Origin of the sequence: Curtobacterium sp. SP.BCo, from assembly GCF_051903265.1 — a bacterium.
GTDB lineage: Bacteria > Actinomycetota > Actinomycetes > Actinomycetales > Microbacteriaceae > Curtobacterium.
In genome coordinates this window covers 1,287,932-1,303,061 of sequence record NZ_CP194337.1, presented here as the reverse complement: position 1 = coordinate 1,303,061, position 15,130 = coordinate 1,287,932, and the positions used below count along the sequence as shown (strand labels likewise).

At 71.3% G+C, this 15,130-nt stretch carries 16 protein-coding genes; 8 read left to right on the top strand and 8 right to left on the bottom strand.

The window, feature by feature from the left end; all coding sequences use genetic code 11:
• Nucleotides 1–12: 12 nt before the first annotated feature.
• Nucleotides 13–282 (bottom strand): hypothetical protein, encoded by a 270-nt coding sequence (locus ACRQ4B_RS06305; RefSeq protein ID WP_439693837.1) that lies wholly within the window; start codon nucleotides 280–282, stop codon nucleotides 13–15.
• Between the two features lie 51 nt (nucleotides 283–333).
• Here ACRQ4B_RS06305 and ACRQ4B_RS06300 point away from each other — a divergent pair, with 51 nt between their 5' ends.
• From ACRQ4B_RS06300 to ACRQ4B_RS06280, 5 genes are all read left to right on the top strand, one after another.
• Nucleotides 334–771, top strand: a complete 438-nt coding sequence (locus ACRQ4B_RS06300) for a VOC family protein (protein ID WP_439693836.1) — start codon at nucleotides 334–336, stop codon at nucleotides 769–771.
• A 5-nt stretch (nucleotides 772–776) separates the two neighbouring features.
• The gene (locus ACRQ4B_RS06295) at nucleotides 777–1,319 is read left to right on the top strand and encodes a GNAT family N-acetyltransferase (protein ID WP_439693835.1); all 543 of its coding nucleotides are present in this window, start codon (nucleotides 777–779) and stop codon (nucleotides 1,317–1,319) included.
• Nucleotides 1,320–1,469: 150 nt separating this feature from the next.
• Complete coding sequence (locus ACRQ4B_RS06290) at nucleotides 1,470–2,417, top strand: helix-turn-helix domain-containing protein (RefSeq protein WP_439693834.1); 948 nt, start codon at nucleotides 1,470–1,472, stop codon at nucleotides 2,415–2,417.
• Between the two features lie 4 nt (nucleotides 2,418–2,421).
• Nucleotides 2,422–3,066, top strand: coding sequence for a Pr6Pr family membrane protein (locus tag ACRQ4B_RS06285; protein WP_439693833.1), 645 nt, complete (start codon nucleotides 2,422–2,424; stop codon nucleotides 3,064–3,066).
• 9 nt (nucleotides 3,067–3,075) lie between these two features.
• Nucleotides 3,076–3,945: a DUF808 domain-containing protein gene (locus tag ACRQ4B_RS06280; protein ID WP_439693832.1), complete on the top strand. Its 870-nt coding sequence runs from the start codon at nucleotides 3,076–3,078 to the stop codon at nucleotides 3,943–3,945.
• Nucleotides 3,946–4,002: 57 nt separating this feature from the next.
• Here the strand turns inward: ACRQ4B_RS06280 and ACRQ4B_RS06275 are convergent, their stop codons facing one another.
• Nucleotides 4,003–4,884 carry an NAD-dependent epimerase/dehydratase family protein gene (locus tag ACRQ4B_RS06275; protein WP_439693831.1) on the bottom strand — a complete coding sequence of 294 codons (882 nt, stop codon included), beginning with the start codon at nucleotides 4,882–4,884 and terminating at the stop codon, nucleotides 4,003–4,005.
• Between the two features lie 89 nt (nucleotides 4,885–4,973).
• Between ACRQ4B_RS06275 and ACRQ4B_RS06270 the strand changes: the two genes are divergently transcribed.
• A complete protein-coding gene (locus ACRQ4B_RS06270; RefSeq protein WP_439693830.1) occupies nucleotides 4,974–5,552 on the top strand; it encodes a TetR/AcrR family transcriptional regulator in 579 nt (192 codons plus the stop codon).
• Nucleotides 5,553–5,699: 147 nt separating this feature from the next.
• On the opposite strand, the gene ACRQ4B_RS06265 is transcribed toward ACRQ4B_RS06270, so the two are convergent.
• From ACRQ4B_RS06265 to ACRQ4B_RS06245, 5 genes are all read right to left on the bottom strand, one after another.
• The gene (locus ACRQ4B_RS06265; RefSeq protein ID WP_439693829.1) at nucleotides 5,700–7,652 is read right to left on the bottom strand and encodes a potassium transporter Kup; all 1,953 of its coding nucleotides are present in this window, start codon (nucleotides 7,650–7,652) and stop codon (nucleotides 5,700–5,702) included.
• Nucleotides 7,653–7,740: 88 nt separating this feature from the next.
• Entirely contained in the window at nucleotides 7,741–8,628 is an 888-nt protein-coding gene (locus ACRQ4B_RS06260; protein ID WP_439693828.1) for a serine hydrolase domain-containing protein, read from the bottom strand.
• A 153-nt stretch (nucleotides 8,629–8,781) separates the two neighbouring features.
• Nucleotides 8,782–9,180: a hypothetical protein gene (locus ACRQ4B_RS06255; protein WP_439693827.1), complete on the bottom strand. Its 399-nt coding sequence runs from the start codon at nucleotides 9,178–9,180 to the stop codon at nucleotides 8,782–8,784.
• 199 nt (nucleotides 9,181–9,379) lie between these two features.
• Entirely contained in the window at nucleotides 9,380–10,663 is a 1,284-nt protein-coding gene (locus ACRQ4B_RS06250; RefSeq protein ID WP_439693826.1) for an alpha/beta hydrolase, read from the bottom strand.
• Between the two features lie 62 nt (nucleotides 10,664–10,725).
• Entirely contained in the window at nucleotides 10,726–11,667 is a 942-nt protein-coding gene (locus tag ACRQ4B_RS06245; protein ID WP_439693825.1) for a LysR family transcriptional regulator, read from the bottom strand.
• A 122-nt stretch (nucleotides 11,668–11,789) separates the two neighbouring features.
• On the opposite strand from ACRQ4B_RS06245, the gene ACRQ4B_RS06240 reads away from it, so the two are divergent.
• Nucleotides 11,790–12,779 (top strand): putative oxygenase MesX, encoded by a 990-nt coding sequence (locus tag ACRQ4B_RS06240; protein ID WP_439693824.1) that lies wholly within the window; start codon nucleotides 11,790–11,792, stop codon nucleotides 12,777–12,779.
• Between the two features lie 21 nt (nucleotides 12,780–12,800).
• Nucleotides 12,801–13,835 (top strand): methionine synthase, encoded by a 1,035-nt coding sequence (locus ACRQ4B_RS06235; RefSeq protein ID WP_439693823.1) that lies wholly within the window; start codon nucleotides 12,801–12,803, stop codon nucleotides 13,833–13,835.
• A 107-nt stretch (nucleotides 13,836–13,942) separates the two neighbouring features.
• Here ACRQ4B_RS06235 and ACRQ4B_RS06230 read toward each other — a convergent pair whose 3' ends face one another.
• A complete protein-coding gene (locus ACRQ4B_RS06230) occupies nucleotides 13,943–14,950 on the bottom strand; it encodes a glycoside hydrolase family 26 protein (protein WP_439693822.1) in 1,008 nt (335 codons plus the stop codon).
• Between the last annotated feature and the right edge of the window lie 180 nt (nucleotides 14,951–15,130).

Sequence of the window (15,130 nt, the reverse complement as noted above, 5' to 3'; positions counted from 1 at the left end):
GCGGACCCGCGCCTACCGGGCGTCGACCGGCAGCAGCGGGGCCCAGTACGCATCCGGCCCGTCGGCGACCACGGCGTCGGGCTCGAAGCGGAAGCCGTAGTCGCGGACGAAGTCCAGGGCGGCGGCCTGCTCCCCCGCGGCGTCGTCGTCCGCGGCGTCGAACAGGTACTCGCCGTGGCCCATCTTCACGCCGGCGTCACTGATCACCGTGAGGTCCCAGCGTCCCTCCTCGGCACGCTCGATCCGGACGACGGCGGCCTGGGATGCGGTGAAATCAGCCATGCCGCGAGCATACGGACGGCGGTCGCGGGGCGTTCAGCCTAGGGTGACGCCATGACGGCGACGGTGCGACAGGTGCAGGTGACGTTCGACTGCGCGGAACCCGAGCGGGTGGCGCGGTTCTGGTGCGAGGTGCTCGGCTACGTGGTGCCGCCCCCACCGCCCGGCTTCGACACGTGGGAGTCGTTCGACCGGTCGCTGCCGCTCGAGCACCAGGGATCCGCGTTCGCCTGCGTCGACCCGACCGGCGCCGGACCACGGCTCTTCTTCCAGCGCGTGCCAGAGGGCAAGACGGTGAAGAACCGCGTGCACCTCGACGTCCGCGTCGGGACGGGCATGGTGGGCGACGAACGACTCGCAGCCCTCGACGCCGAGAGCGCCCGGCTCGTCGCCCTCGGGGCGACGCAGTTCCGCCGGATGCTCGCGGACGAGGTCAACGAGTCGTGCATCGTCATGCAGGACGTCGAGGGCAACGAGTTCTGCCTCGACTGATGGCGATGCCCGTGTCCCTGCGCACCGCGCGGCTCGTGCTCGGCGGATGGGACGACACCGACGCCGGCTGGTACGCCGACCTCGTGGCCGAGCGCAGCGCCGCGGCGGCACGGCGTGGGGAACCGCCGACACCGCGTACCTCGGGCCGTCCGACCGACGCGGCAGCCGTCGAGTCCACCCGCACGCTCGCCGCGACGATCGGCACGGCGCTGCCGCTCCACCCGGTCCGGCTCGCGGCCACCGGAGCGCCCCTCGGCTACTGCGGACTGGTCGTCGGTCGGTCGACGGCCGCAGAGCCCGAGCTCGCGTACGAGTTCCTGCAGGACGCACACGGCCACGGCTTCGCCACCGAGGCGGCCCGCGCCGTCGTCGCCGCGGCCAGGACCGCCGGCTACACCCGACTCTGGGCGACGATCCGCGCGTGGAACGCACCCTCGTTCCGGGTCGCCGAGCGGCTCGGGTTCGTCCGCGACCCCGCGGCGACGGCGGACCACCCGGAGCCGGACGACGGACGGGGCGAGCAGGTCTGGAGCCGGCTCGACCTCTGACCGAGCGACGCGCTCGGCGGTCCCGCGGGGCAGGCACGCGCCGCAGCCCCGCGCGGTGACCCCGCGGCTGGCCCGCTCAGCCGTCCCGCGCAGTGGAGGTCCGATCCGCGCCCGGATGCGGGACACTGGTCGGGTATGCAGCAGGGAGTCGTGCCGGTCCACGTGGACCGACGGGGTCGGTCCGTCGAGGACGCCGTCGCCCTGTACGAGCGTGTCTACGACAGCCGGGACATCCACATCGGCGACGTCGCCCGTGACGGGTTCACGTTCCGCTTCCGTGCCGTCGGCGACCACGACGTGACGATGGGCAGCTCGGTCGTCGCCGCGCGCCGCTGGGGCACGATCTCCCCCGGTCGCGACTACGTCCTGGCGTGGGCGACCTCGCCGGGGATGACGATCGACACCGGGTGCCGTGAACCCGTGCAGCTCCTGCCCGGCATCCCGGTGATGTACCCGGTGGGCCGCGACTTCGGCTTCGAGGGGTTGCCGTCGGGGCAGCACTCGATCCGGTTCGGCGGCGCGTTCCTGGAGTCCATCGCGGCGGCCCGACGCGGCGACGAGGAGGCGCGACGGCTCGCGTTCCGGCAGACACTCGGGGTGGACGCGCTGCACCGGCTCCGCAGCCGGATCGGCGAGGCCGCGCCGCGCCTCCTGGACCCGTCCACCCCCGCGTCGGACCGGGCGCGGTGGAACCAGTCGATCGCGGACGCCGTCGCGGCCGCGTTCGACGCGACCCCGTCGACGGCGCCCACCGCCGCGGTCGGGTCGTCGACGATCCGCTTCGCCAAGGAGTGGATGATCGCGAACGCCCGCCGGGCGATCACCGTCGCCGAGGTGAGCGAGGCGGCCGGGGTCAGCGCGCGTGGACTGCAGGCGGCGTTCCAGCGGCACGTCGGTGTTCGTCCGATGCAGTTCCTCCGCGAGGCCCGGCTGCACGGCGTGCGCACCGATCTCCTGGCGGCCGACCCGGACGGCACGACGGTCGCCGCGATCGCGCAGTCGTGGGGCTTCAACCACCTGGGTCGGTTCTCGGGGTACTACGCCGACGTCTACGGCGAGGCCCCGTCCGAGACGCTGCGCCATCGCCCGCTCGGGTGACGCCATGCGCCGTCGAGCCGTCGTCATCACGCTCCGACTCGTGCTCGCGGCGGCCTCGGTGGCCGGTGTCGTCACGCAGTTCGCCATCGCGATCCGGACCGACTTCGGGATCACGGACTTCTTCAGCTACTTCACGACCCTGTCGAACCTGTTCGGGAGCGTCGTGTTCGTCGTCGGGGCGGTGCGCCTGTGGCAGGGCCGGGGCGAGGTCTCCCCCGCCGTCCGCGGTGCCTCGGTCGTGTACCTCGCCTTCGTCGGCGTGGTGTTCAACACGCTGCTCGTCGGCGCCGACCTCGGCGGCCTGCAGCCCTGGGTGAACGTGGTGCACCACATGGTGATGCCCCTCGCCGTGGTGGTCGACTGGCTGGTCTGGCCGCCGCGGGGACGCATCCACTGGTCGGCGCTGGTGCCGTGGATGGCGATCGTCGCCGCGTACGTCGTGTACTCGCTGGTCCGCGGGGCGGTCACCGGATTCTACGCGTACCCGTTCTTCAACCCGGGGCGGGTCGGGGGGTACGGCGGCGTGACGCTGTACTGCCTCGGCATGCTGGTCGGGTTCGTCGTCATCGCCCTGCTCGTCCGGTGGTCGGGGAACGCGCTCGGTCCCCGACGGCAGGACCGCACCGGCGAGGCACTGCCGCGCCGCTAGGGTGAGCGCATGTCAGTCGGTCTGCTCGCCATCGTCGACGACGTGCTCTCCGCGGCGCTGAAGGCCAGCGCGAAGACGGCGGGCGTCGTCATCGACGACGCCGCGGTGACCCCGCAGTACGTCCAGGGACTCTCACCCGCACGCGAACTGCCGGTCGTCGGCCGGATCGCGCTCGGGAGCCTGTTCAACAAGTTCGTCATCATCATCCCGCTCGCCCTGCTGCTGTCGGCGTTCGCGCCGTGGGTGCTGCCGTGGCTGCTGCTGATCGGCGGCACGTACCTGTGCTTCGAGGGCGCCGAGAAGGTCACCGAGTGGTTCGGGCACCACCACGCGACCGGCGACGAGCCCTCCGCCGACGAGCGCGGGCTCGTGTTCGGCGCCATCCGCACCGACCTCATCCTCAGCACCGAGATCATGCTCATCGCGCTCGCGAGCCTCGACCCCGACCTGGGCACCTGGCTCACGCTCGGCGCGCTCATCGTCATCGGGTTGGGCATGACCGCGCTGGTCTACGGCGCCGTGGCCCTGCTCGTGAAGGTCGACGACATCGGCCTGCAGCTCATGAAGCACCCCGTCCGGCGGACCCGGCGGGCCGGTGCGCGGATCGTGCGGGCGATGCCGGCGGTCTTCCGGGTGATCAGCATCGTCGGCACCGTCGCGATGCTCTGGGTCGGTGGGCACCTCGTCATCGCCAACCTGGCGGAGACGTTCTGGCACGGCCCGTACGACCTGCTGCACGCGGTCGAGCACGTGGTCGAGGCCGCAGGGCCCGTCGTGACGTGGATCGTGGACACCGCGATCTCGGCCGTGTTCGGACTGCTGCTCGGCCTCGTGGTCGTCGGCGTCGTGCTCGGCGTCCACCGCCTGCGCGCGCGCTGACGCGCACACGGGTCGGCCTGGAGGCGCGGGGCGGGGCCACCACGCGCCTCCAGTCCGTCACGGGGTGACGTTCTCGAGGTCCGCGAGCAGGCTCGGGTGCGTCGGCTGCCACGCCAGTGCGCGCTGCGTGTGGACCCCCGAGGCAGGCTGGTCCATCGCGAAGATCGGCGCGAACTCGCCGAACGTCTCGTCGGCCACCGCCCGCACCGGGAGCCCGAGGCGTCGGCCGATCACCGCGGCGATGTCGCGCACCCGGTCGCCCTCGTCGGCCACCGCGTGCCACGCCGTCCCGGCGGGTGCACCCTCGAGCGCGAGCCGGAACAGCGCGGCTGCGTCGCGCGCGTGCACCGCCGGCCACCGCTGCTCACCGGTGCCCGGGTACCCGGCCACGCCGGACGAGCGGGCGACCTCGGTGAGGATGCCCGCGAACCCGCCCGCGCCGTCCGCGTGCACGGTCCGGGGCAGTCGGATCGCGGAGACCCGCACGCCGCGGGACGCGAGGTCGAGGGCGGCGAGGACCGATCGGGCACGACCGGCGACCGGCCCGTCGAGGGGCAGCGGGTCCGTCTCGACCGCGGCACGGCCCGGGACCCACGGCGTGCCCGAGACCACGACGAACGGACGGTCGGAGCCGACGAGCTCGGCGCCGAGGGCCGCCATCGCGTCGGACTCCTCGGCGATCCCCCGCGCGAGCGCCTCGGGCGAACTGAAGTCGTTCGAGAAGGCGAGGCTGACCACGCCGTCGGCACCCCGCGCGCCGGCGCGGAGGACGTCGAGGTCGGTCAGGGCGCCACGGACCGGCGTCGCACCGGCAGCGACGAGCGCGGCGGCGGACCGGTCGGACCGGGCGAGGGCGGCGACGGTGTGGCCCGCCGCGATGAGTTCGGCGACGACGGCCGTGCCGATCGTGCCGGTGCCGCCGGTGAGGAAGACGTGCATGAGGTGCTCCGATCAGTGATGGGACTCTTATCTCGTCACTGACGCTACACCCTCGATGGGACATTTGTCCCGTCACGTATGATCGTCACATGGCGCGATGGGAACCCGGAGCACGGGAACGACTGGTGCTGGCCGCGGTCGACCTGTTCTCCGAGCAGGGCTACGACGAGACCACCGTCACGCAGATCGCCGAGCGCGCCGGCGTGACCAAGAGCACGTTCTTCCGGCACTTCCCGGACAAGCGCGAACTGCTCGTCGCCGGGCAGGAGACCCTCAGCCGGCTCCTCGCCTCGGGGATCGCCGACGCTCCCGCGGACAGCACGCCGCTCGACGCCGTAGCGGCCGGACTCGCGCGGGCATCCGACGAGATGGGGCCGGTGAACCGTGACCTCGGGCCGCGCCTCAAGGCCGCCGTCGCCGCGAGCACGGAACTGCAGGAACGGGATGCCCTGAAGAGCGTCGGGCTCGCCGCCGCGATGGCCGAGGCGCTCGTCGCCCGCGGGGTTCCCGAGACGTCCGCGCGGCTCGCGAGCGAGATGGGCGTCCTCGCGTTCAAGCAGGGGTTCGACCGGTGGTCCGGCGACGACCGGGCCGACGACGGGCCCCTCGCACCGCACACGCTCGCTGCGCTCCGGGACCTGCGTGCGGCAGCGGCCGCGCTCGGCTGAGAGCGGAGCGGCCGCCGCGGCGGGTGCCGAGCTTCGGCTCGGCGGACATCCCGCGGGCCGTGGACGCCGCAACGTGTCCGCCCGGCCGAGCCTCGGCGCGCGCGCCCCGCGCCCCCGCGCGCCCGCCGACGCCGCGCGCCACGCGCGTCAGATCTCGACGTCGCTGCCCATCGTCACCGTCCGGTGCGCCGGCAGTCCGAACCGTGCCGCCGGGTCCGCCGCGTTGTGCGCGAGCCCGACGAACAGCTTCTTCCGCCAGCCGACCATGCGCCGGTTCCCCGGGGTCGGCCGGAGCGCACCGCGGGAGATGAAGTACGACGCGTGCTCCATCTCCTCGGGGTCGATGTCGAGCACCTCGGCCAGGCACGCGGCGTGCAGGGCCTTCGGCAGGTCCTGGTCGTCCGAGAAGCCGAACTTCACCGTGATGTGGTCGATGCCGTCGTCCTCGTACCCGAGGTCGTCGCGGAAGAACGCCTTCGCGTGCGGCACGTGCGGCACGTTGGCGGTGAGGACGGACACGATGAGCACGGTCCGGTGCAGCACGTGGTTGTGGTCCACGTTGGCGCGGAGGGCGAGCGGGGTCGTCTCCTTGTTCGGGTGGGGGAAGACCGCCACGCCCGGCACCCGCGCGACGTGGTCCTCGTTCACCCGTTCGATGAAGTCGGCGAGCGACCCCTCCCGCTCCTTGCGTTCCTCCTGCACGAGGGCCCGTCCCCGGCGCCAGGTGGTCATGATCGTGATCACGGCGAGGGCGATGAGGAGCGGGACCCAGCCGCCGTGGATGATCTTCGACAGGTTGCCGGCGAGGAACGTCAGCTCGAGGCCGCCGAAGGCCACCGCGGCGAGGACGAGCTTCCACGGCTTCCACTTCCAGAGCGGCCGGACGACGAGCAGCAGGAGCAGGGTGTCGACGACGAGCGCCCCGGTCACGGACACGCCGTACGCGGTCGCCAGGTTCGCCGAGGAGCGGAACGCGAGCATGATCGCCAGCACGCCGATGAACAGCAGCAGGTTCACGGCCGGCAGGTAGATCTGCCCGCTCTCCCGCCGGGAGGTCTGCCGGATCGTCAGGGGCGGCAGCAGGCCGAGCTGCACGGCCTGCCGGGTGAGCGAGAAGGCACCGGAGATGACGGCCTGGCTGGCGATGACGGTCGCCATCGTGGCGAGCACCACCACGGGCAACCGGAGCGCGTCCGGGAACAGCAGGAAGAACGGGTCCTTGGCGGCCGACGGGTCGGAGAGCACGAGGGACGCCTGCCCGAGGTAGTTCAGGACGAGCGCCGGGAACACGATGAAGAACCAGGCCCGGAGGATCGCGGGGCGGCCGAAGTGCCCCATGTCCGCGTACAGCGCCTCGGCGCCGGTGATGACGAGGACCACGGCGCCCATCGCCACGAAGGTGATGTACGGGTGCGCGAACGTGAACGCGATCGCCCACGTCGGGGACAGCCCCTGCAGGACTCCGGGGTGGGCGAGGATGTGCGGGATCCCGGCCGCGGCGATGACGACGAACCAGAGCAGCATCACCGGACCGAACAGGTTGCCGACCTTGCCGGTGCCGAATCGCTGCACGACGAACAGCAGCACCAGGATGACGGCCGCGATGGGCACGATCAGGTGCCCGACGGCCGGGGCGGCGGTGCCGAGACCCTCGACCGCGGAGAGCACCGAGACCGCCGGGGTGATCACCGAGTCGCCGTAGAACAGCGAGACGCCGACGATCCCGATGACCAGGAAGATCACCGCGCCGCCGCGACGCTTCGCGTACAGCCGACGGGCCAGGGCGGCGAGCGCCATCACGCCGCCCTCGCCGTCGTTGTCGGCGCGCATGAGGACGAGGACGTACTTGATCGACACGATGATCGTGATGCTCCAGAACATCATCGAGATCACGCCGTAGACGTCCTCCTGGTTGGCCTTCACGATGCCGTCGTCGATCGTGAACACCGTCCGGAGCGCGTACAGCGGGCTGGTGCCGATGTCGCCGAACACCACCCCGAGGGCGGCGAGGGCCAGCACGGCGGCACCCTTGCCGGCCGCGCCGTGGCCGCCGTCCTCGGTGGTCTCGGTCGTGGGGGTCTCGGAGCGGGTCTCGGTCACGCTCGTCACTTCCGTCTCCGGCCGTCCGGGCGACGGCCGCCGCTCATCCTCGCACCGGCGACCTCGTCACGCTCGCAGCGCGCGCACATCAAGACTGAGTCGCGGGGCGCTGCCGTTCCAGCTCGTCGGCGACGAAGCTCGCGAAGGCGTCGGCGCCGGCGTGGTCGTCGGCGGTCACGGTGACCACGGCGTCCCCCTCGAAGAGGAGCATCTGGCCGTACGCCCCGTGCAGCCGCCAGAGCCGTCCGGGTCCACCCCACCCGGCCATGGCGTACCGCTCGTAGCCCGGGCCGGTGCCCTGACGCTCGACCCAGTCGGTGTGCATCGCGTCGCACCAACGCGCGTCGACGACGCGCCGGCCCGCGAACGATCCGCGGTCCCGGACCAGCTGTCCGAGGCTTGCGAGCTCCTCGGTGCGCAGGGCGATCCCCTCGCCACCGGCCACGAAGCCGTTCGCGCACCGCTGCCACGACACGTCCGGGATGCAGAGCGGGTCGAACAGGCGTCGGGCGACGAACTCCCCCACGTCGCCGACCCGCGTCTCGAGGACCCGCATCGCGGTGTACGTGCTCGCGTTCGCGTACTGGAACACCCGTCCGCGCGAGGGCCGCCCCAGGGACTCCGCGGCGAGGTCCGGCCAGTCCGTGAGCTCGGTCGCGGACCACGGCATGTCGACGCCGCTCGTCATCGTCAGCAGGTGCCGGAGCGTCACCGCCTCGGTTCCCGCACCGAACGTCCAGCCCGGCAGGGACGTCGCGACCGGTTCGTCGACGTCGACGAGTCCGTCGCCCGCGGCGATCCCGGTGGCGAGGACGGCGACGCCCTTCGCGATCGAGTGGGTCTGGCGGCGGACGTCGGGTCCCCACCGGTGGGCGGCGACGTCGTCCCCGACGCGCACGTGCACGCCGTGGGCGCCGAAGCCCGTCTCGTCGACGTGGCGGACGAGGGCGTCCAGGACCGGCTGTGCGGAGCTCACACCCCATCTTCTCGCGCCGCGCGTGGCGCACTGCGCGTCCCGGCGACGAGTGCGCGTGGTCCGGCGCGCGCAGTCGTCGTCACGGTGCGCAGACGACGGACGGGAGGCGCGGTGCCAGCCGGCGCCGCGCCTCCCGTCCGTCATCCGGTCGCGTCAGCGACGGCGGAAGTAGCCGTTCGCGCCACCGACGTACATCAGGATCGTCGCGACGAGCACGGCGACGGCACCGATCCAGCCGAAGGCGTTGCCACCGGAGGCCGCACCCACGCCCACGCCGATGAGCTGCAGGACGGCGAGGACGGTGAGCACGATGCGTGCCCAGTTCCGACCGTCGCGCATCTTGAAGACGATGATGAGTTCGATCACGGCGAGGATGAACGCGAAGATCGCGCCCGCGACGAGCGGTGCGGTCCCGACGCTCTGGGCCGCGGCGCTGGAGCCGCCGCCGGAGACCAGGCTGATGATGCCCTGGATGATGTTGGCGAGGACCACCACCAGCCAGATGACGAACGAGACGGTGACTGTGGTCGGGCGACCGGTGCTGCTTGCCATTGTTCTGCTCCCTGGTGACACGGCCGCGTTCAGCGACCTTCCTGTGAACGTACAGCGTGGTCGGAGTCTTGTCCGGATGTCCGTTCCGCGCTGCCCGAACGCACCCACGGCACCGGCCCGTGCGGTCAGCGAGCGCGAGGACTGCGCGGTCAGCGCGGGGCGAGGCCCGTGCGGTCAGCGCGGGGCGAGGGCCGTGCGGTCAGCGCGGGGCGAGGGCCGTGCGCTGCATGAACCACGCGACACCGAGGGCGAGAGCCTGCCCCGCGGTGCGCCAGTCGTGCCCGCCGTCGGCGATGACCCGACGGGTGACGTGCACACCGGCGGCCTCGGCGGCTCGGGCGACGACCGGCAGGACCGGTCCGTACCGGTGGTCGGTCGCACCCGCGGAGAAGAAGGCCGCCGATGCCGCGTAGTGCCCGTGCGCACGCAGGATCGCCAGAGGCTGAGCAGAATCGTAGGCACGCTCGTCCCCGCTGAAGCCGCGGGCGATGGTGTCCGGTCGGTTCCCGAGCGTCGGGCCGAGCTGGCCGGACACGTCGATCCACGACCCGAACAGCTCCGGGTCGCCCGCACCGAGCTGCAGCGCGCAGGTCCCACCCTGCGAGAACCCGCTGACGGCCCAGTCGGCCTGCCCGGTGGCGACGTGGAGGTGGTGGCGCACCCACGCGGGGACGTCCTCCGTCAGGTAGGTGGCGCTGTTCCCGAGCGGGCCGTCGACGCACATCGGGTTGTTCGTCGGGAGGGCGAGCTGGTCGGGCATCACGACGATCGGTGCCAGCCCGTCGTGTTCTGCCGCCAGGGCGTCGAGTCGGGACGCCATCCGACCGGCTTCGACGATGTTCGCGGGCGACGCCCCGGGGCCCTGCCCGGAGAGCATGACGACCACCGGGAGCCTCGGGGCGTGCTCGACCAGTGCCGCGGGCGGCAGGTAGACGACGGCCGGTCGCGCGCGGAACCCGGACGTCGTCCCCGGGATGTGGACGGACCCGAACCGGCCGTGCGTCGGCATCCCGGCCGGTGCGCTCCACGTCGCCGCGGTCGCGGTGCCGCTCGACGGACGTGGGTCGTCGGGCAGCTGCAAGCGCTGCACGTGCGACTCGCCGACCGCGTCGGTCACGGTGGCGAACAGACCGGCGTCGCGGTTCACGGCGAGGCCGCCGGACAGGACGGCCAGCGGCACGAGGAGCACCGCCAGGACCCGGGTGACACGGCGACCGCGGACGAGCCCGACCACGGCCAGCGCGACGAGGGCGACCGCGACGCCGGTCCACGTGCGGGCGACCCAGGACGGCGACGTCCCGAGGACCACGACCACGTCGCCGAGCCCCCACGACAGCAGCGCGCCGAGACCGACCCCGGCGACGACCGCGACGAGCGCGACCCGCCAGGACCTGCGGACCCCCACGAGCACGCCGAGCGCGATCAGGGTGGTCACCGCGTAGACGGGCAGGGTGGTCCCGGCGGCGAGGAGCGGGACGTTCAATCGTGACTCCGGTGGGGTGCGCTGCGGTGGTGGCAGCAGACCATAGCGCATGTGCGCTGGTGTCAGCCGAGCAGTTCCACACCCGCGCGGGCGACCACCGCGCGCACCTCGGTGAGGTACGACTGCGCCTGCTCCGTGAGCGGGATGGCCGTGTGGGCGATCCACCCGATCTCGATGCGCTCGTCGACGTCGAGGGGGACGGCGACGATCTCGGGGTCGAGGTCGTCGCTGATGAGGCCCGTCGAGATCGTGTAGCCGTCGAGCCCGATCATGAGGTTGAAGATCGTCGCGCGGTCGGCCACGCGGATCTCCCGTCTGCTGGACAGGGTGGAGAGGATCTCCTCCGCCAGGTAGAAGGAGTTGTTCGCACCCTGGTCGAAGGTGAGCCGTGGGAGGTCGGCGAGGTCGGCGAGGGTCGCGCGCTCCCGCGACGCGAGCGGGTTCCGCCGGGCGACGAAGATGTGCGGTTCCGCGACGAACAGCGGGTGGAACGCGACCCGTGCGTCCCGCAGGAGCTTGTCGATGACCTTCCGGTTGAAGTCGTTCCGGTACAGGATGCCGACCTCGCTCCGCAGGGTCCGGACGTCCTCGATGATGTCCCAGGTGCGGGTCTCCCGGAGCGAGAACTCGTACTCGTCCGCGGCCGCGCGTTCGACCATCCGGACGAACGCCTCGACGGCGAACGAGTAGTGCTGCGCGGACACCCCGAGGAGCCGCCGCGACGGTCGCCGTCCGACGTAGCGCTGTTCGAGCAGGGACGCCTGCTCGACGACCTGTCGGGCGTACCCGAGGAACTCGACGCCGTCGACGGTGAGCACGACGCCCCGGGCCGACCGCACGAACAGCGGGCGACCGACCCGCGCCTCCAGGTCCTTCATCGCCGCGGACAGGGTCGGTTGCGCGACGTACAGCAGGTCGGCGGCAGCACTGATCGACCCCTCCGACGCGACCTCGATGAAGTACCGGAGCTGCTGCAGGGTGAAGTCACTCGACGAACGGGGCACAGGCTGAGGCTATACCAGGGCATAGTGCATCCGGATTACCCGATGCCCTCCGGAAGTCGGCACGATTGTCGGACACCCACCGGACGGTCCTCGCGGCCACTGAACACACGGACTGGCCGACCTTGGACTTCTCCTTCCACATCGACACGACCCGGTTCGACGAGGACTACACCCCCTCGGCGACGTCCCGGGTGACGACGAACTTCGCGAACCTCGCCCGCGGCGAGCACCGCCAGCAGAACCTCCGCAACGCGCTCACCATGATCGACCGGCGGTTCAACGACCTCGCCCGGTGGGACAACCCGAACGGCGACCGGTACCGCGTCGAGCTCGACATCGTCTCCGTCACCACCCGGTTCGAGGCGTCGGGCGAGGACCAGGAGTTCCCGCTGCTCGAGGTGCTCGACATCCACATCGTCGACCAGCACACCGGCGTGCGACACCAGGGCATCGTCGGCAACAACTTCTCGTCCTACCTCCGCGACTACGACTTCGCGGTGCGGCTGCCGTCGGTCAACGAGGGCGCGACGACCTTCACCGTCCCCGACGACTTCGGGTCGCTGCACGGGCTGCTCTTCCAGTCGTTCCTCGAGTCGGACGCCTACCGGGACGCCTTCAGCACCCAGCCGGTGATCTGCATCAGCGTGTCGACGAGCCAGACGTACCGCCGGACCGACAACACCCACCCCGTGCTCGGTGTCGAGTACCACCACGAGCGCTCCTCGCTGACCGACGACTACTTCGGTCGGATGGGTCTCCAGGTGCGGTACTTCATGCCCCACGGCAGCACCGCTCCGCTCGCGTTCTACTCCCGCGGCGACCTGCTCAACGACTACTCGAACCTGCAGCTCATCGGCACCATCAGCACGATGGAGACGTTCCAGAAGATCTACCGCCCGGAGATCTACAACGCGAACGCCGCGGCCGCGGGCACGTACCGCCCGAGCCTCGACCAGCAGGACTTCTCGCGGACCGCCGTGGACTACGACCGCGAGGAACGCAGCCGACTCGCGATCACGCAAGGGCACTACACCCGCGAGCACTTCGTCGAGCCGCACCGCGAACTCCTCGAGCGCTGGGCGACCGGCCTCGTCGCCACCCCGACCCACTGACCGACAGGGAAGACCACCAGCATGAGCACCCTCCTGCCCACCGCGATCGTCGGCAGCCTGCCGAAACCGTCCTGGCTCGCCGAACCCGAGCGGCTCTGGTCGCCCTGGCAGCTGCAGGGCGACGCCCTGGTCGAGGGCAAGCAGGACGCGCTGCGGTCCGCCGTGCACGAGCAGGTGCGCCGCGGCATCGACATCGTCAGCGACGGTGAGCAGACCCGCCAGCACTTCGTCACGACGTTCATCGAGCACCTCGACGGCGTCGACCTCGAGCGCAAGGAGACCGTCCGGATCCGCGACCGCTACGACGCCGCCGTCCCCACCGTCGTCGGCGTCGTGAGCCGCCGCCAGCCGGTCTTCGTCGAGGACGCGGAGTTCCTGCGGGCGCAGACCGACCGGCCGATCAAGTGGGCACTCCCCGGCCCGATGACCATGATCGACACGCTCTCCGACCAGCACTACAAGAGCCGTGAGAAGCTGGCGTGGGAGTTCGCCACGATCCTCAACCAGGAAGCCCGCGAGCTCGAAGCCGCCGGCGTCGACGTCATCCAGTTCGACGAGCCCGCCTTCACCGTCTTCCACGACGAGGTGCAGGACTGGGGCGTGGCCGCGCTCGAACGCGCGGCCGAAGGACTCCGTGCCGAGACCGTGGTGCACATCTGCTACGGCTACGGCATCGAGGCGAACAACAAGTGGAAGGAGACGCTCGGGGCCGAGTGGCGGCAGTACGAGCAGTCGTTCCCGCTCCTGCAGCAGTCGACGATCGACGCCGTCTCCCTGGAGAGCATCCACTCGCACGTCCCGCTCGAACTCGTGGAACTGGTGCGCGGGAAGAAGGTCATGCTCGGCGCCGTCGACGTCGCCACCGAGACCGTCGAGACGCCGGAGGAGGTCGCCGAGGTCCTCCGGCGGGCCCTCCAGTTCGTCGACGCGGACAAGCTCATCCCGAGCACCAACTGCGGGATGGCACCCCTCCGACGACGGGCAGCGCTCGACAAGTTGAGCGCGCTCTCCGCGGGAGCGGAGATCGTGCGGGCGGAGCTCGCCGGACGCGGCTGACGCCACGCGGCGTCGATGACGGACTGGAGGCGCGGTGCCGGCTGGCACCGCGCCTCCAGTCCGTTCAGGACGGTTCGCCACCGCCCCGCACGTTCACGAGGAACGCATCACGGAATCGTGAGGTCTCCCTGGTGCAGGACACGCGGGTTGTAGTACGTGTCCTTGATCGCCTGGGCGGTGTTGCTGCCCTCGAGCTGCTCGGACCACTCCATGAACCAGGTCCACTCGGGCTGTGCAGCGAGGTTCGCGGCCGTCGGCATGGTGCCGACCTCCGCGAGCGCGATCGGCTTGCCGGCGGCGATGGATCGCAGCGACTGGTACTCGCTGGCACTCGGGAACGCCTTGTACCAGGCGTCGAGCGTCACCACGTCCACGGAGCCGCTTCCCGGGTAGTAGCTCGAGAACCCACCAGCAGGGTTGTCCTGCACGTTCCATGCCCAGACGAGGTTCGACAGCCCCTTCGTGTTCGCGAGGTAGTCGTGCGTGATCTGGTAGAGCTTCGCGGACCCGTTGCTGCCGGGCCGGCCGCCCCACCACGCCCACTGCTCGTTCATCTCGTGCAGGGGTCGGAAGATCGCGGGTACGCCGGCGTCCTTGAGCTGCTGCAGGTACGGGACGATCTCGTCGAGCCGCTTCTTCCACGCGGTGTTCAGCGAGGTGCCGTTGGTGGTCAGTTGCGACCACTGTGCGTCGGTGAGGTCCGACTTGACGTCGTCGAACGAGCAGGAAGACCCGACCGTCGGCGGGCAGACGTGCCACGTGAGACTGACGAGCGCGCCGTTCTTCCACTCGGTCTTCGCTTGGTCGACGATGCGTTGCCGGTTCGCGACGTCAGCCGAGTTGAAGAGGAAGTCGCCGCCCCAGAGCCCCGGGTAGACGCCGGTGATGTCCTTCACCCGCTGCGTGTACTGGTTCGGTTGCGATGCGGGTTCCTTGTTGTGCTGCCCGCTGACGATCTTCTGTCCCTTGATCGAGGCCAGGTAGTTCAGGACGGTTGCCTTGTTCGCCGCACCGAACGCTTCTGCGTCCGGGGCGGCGGGAGCAGCCACCGCCATGGTGGCGCCGAGCGCGACCACCAGGCCGGTGGTCAGGAGTGCGCGTGTTGCTGACTTCATCGTCGTGCTTTCCCCTCGTCGTGTTCCTTCTGCACCGCTGCGGCCGTGTTGCCGCAACGACGTCTTCTCTCGCCGGCCGCTCCGCACGGGCGCGGCGAAGTACGTGCCAGGCGCTGCCGTCGTCGGCGGACGACGTGCTGCCCGGTGTGGACCGGGTCCGCCCGGATGCGTGGCGGCAGT

Coding starts and splice junctions, on each gene's coding strand:
- ACRQ4B_RS06305 (WP_439693837.1), bottom strand. CDS start 282: ATGGCTGATTTCACCGCATCCCAGGCCGCCGTCGTCCGGATCGAGCGT.
- ACRQ4B_RS06300 (WP_439693836.1), top strand. CDS start 334: ATGACGGCGACGGTGCGACAGGTGCAGGTGACGTTCGACTGCGCGGAA.
- ACRQ4B_RS06295 (WP_439693835.1), top strand. CDS start 777: ATGCCCGTGTCCCTGCGCACCGCGCGGCTCGTGCTCGGCGGATGGGAC.
- ACRQ4B_RS06285 (WP_439693833.1), top strand. CDS start 2,422: ATGCGCCGTCGAGCCGTCGTCATCACGCTCCGACTCGTGCTCGCGGCG.
- ACRQ4B_RS06280 (WP_439693832.1), top strand. CDS start 3,076: ATGTCAGTCGGTCTGCTCGCCATCGTCGACGACGTGCTCTCCGCGGCG.
- ACRQ4B_RS06275 (WP_439693831.1), bottom strand. CDS start 4,884: ATGCACGTCTTCCTCACCGGCGGCACCGGCACGATCGGCACGGCCGTC.
- ACRQ4B_RS06270 (WP_439693830.1), top strand. CDS start 4,974: ATGGCGCGATGGGAACCCGGAGCACGGGAACGACTGGTGCTGGCCGCG.
- ACRQ4B_RS06255 (WP_439693827.1), bottom strand. CDS start 9,180: ATGGCAAGCAGCACCGGTCGCCCGACCACAGTCACCGTCTCGTTCGTC.
- ACRQ4B_RS06235 (WP_439693823.1), top strand. CDS start 12,801: ATGAGCACCCTCCTGCCCACCGCGATCGTCGGCAGCCTGCCGAAACCG.
- ACRQ4B_RS06230 (WP_439693822.1), bottom strand. CDS start 14,950: ATGAAGTCAGCAACACGCGCACTCCTGACCACCGGCCTGGTGGTCGCG.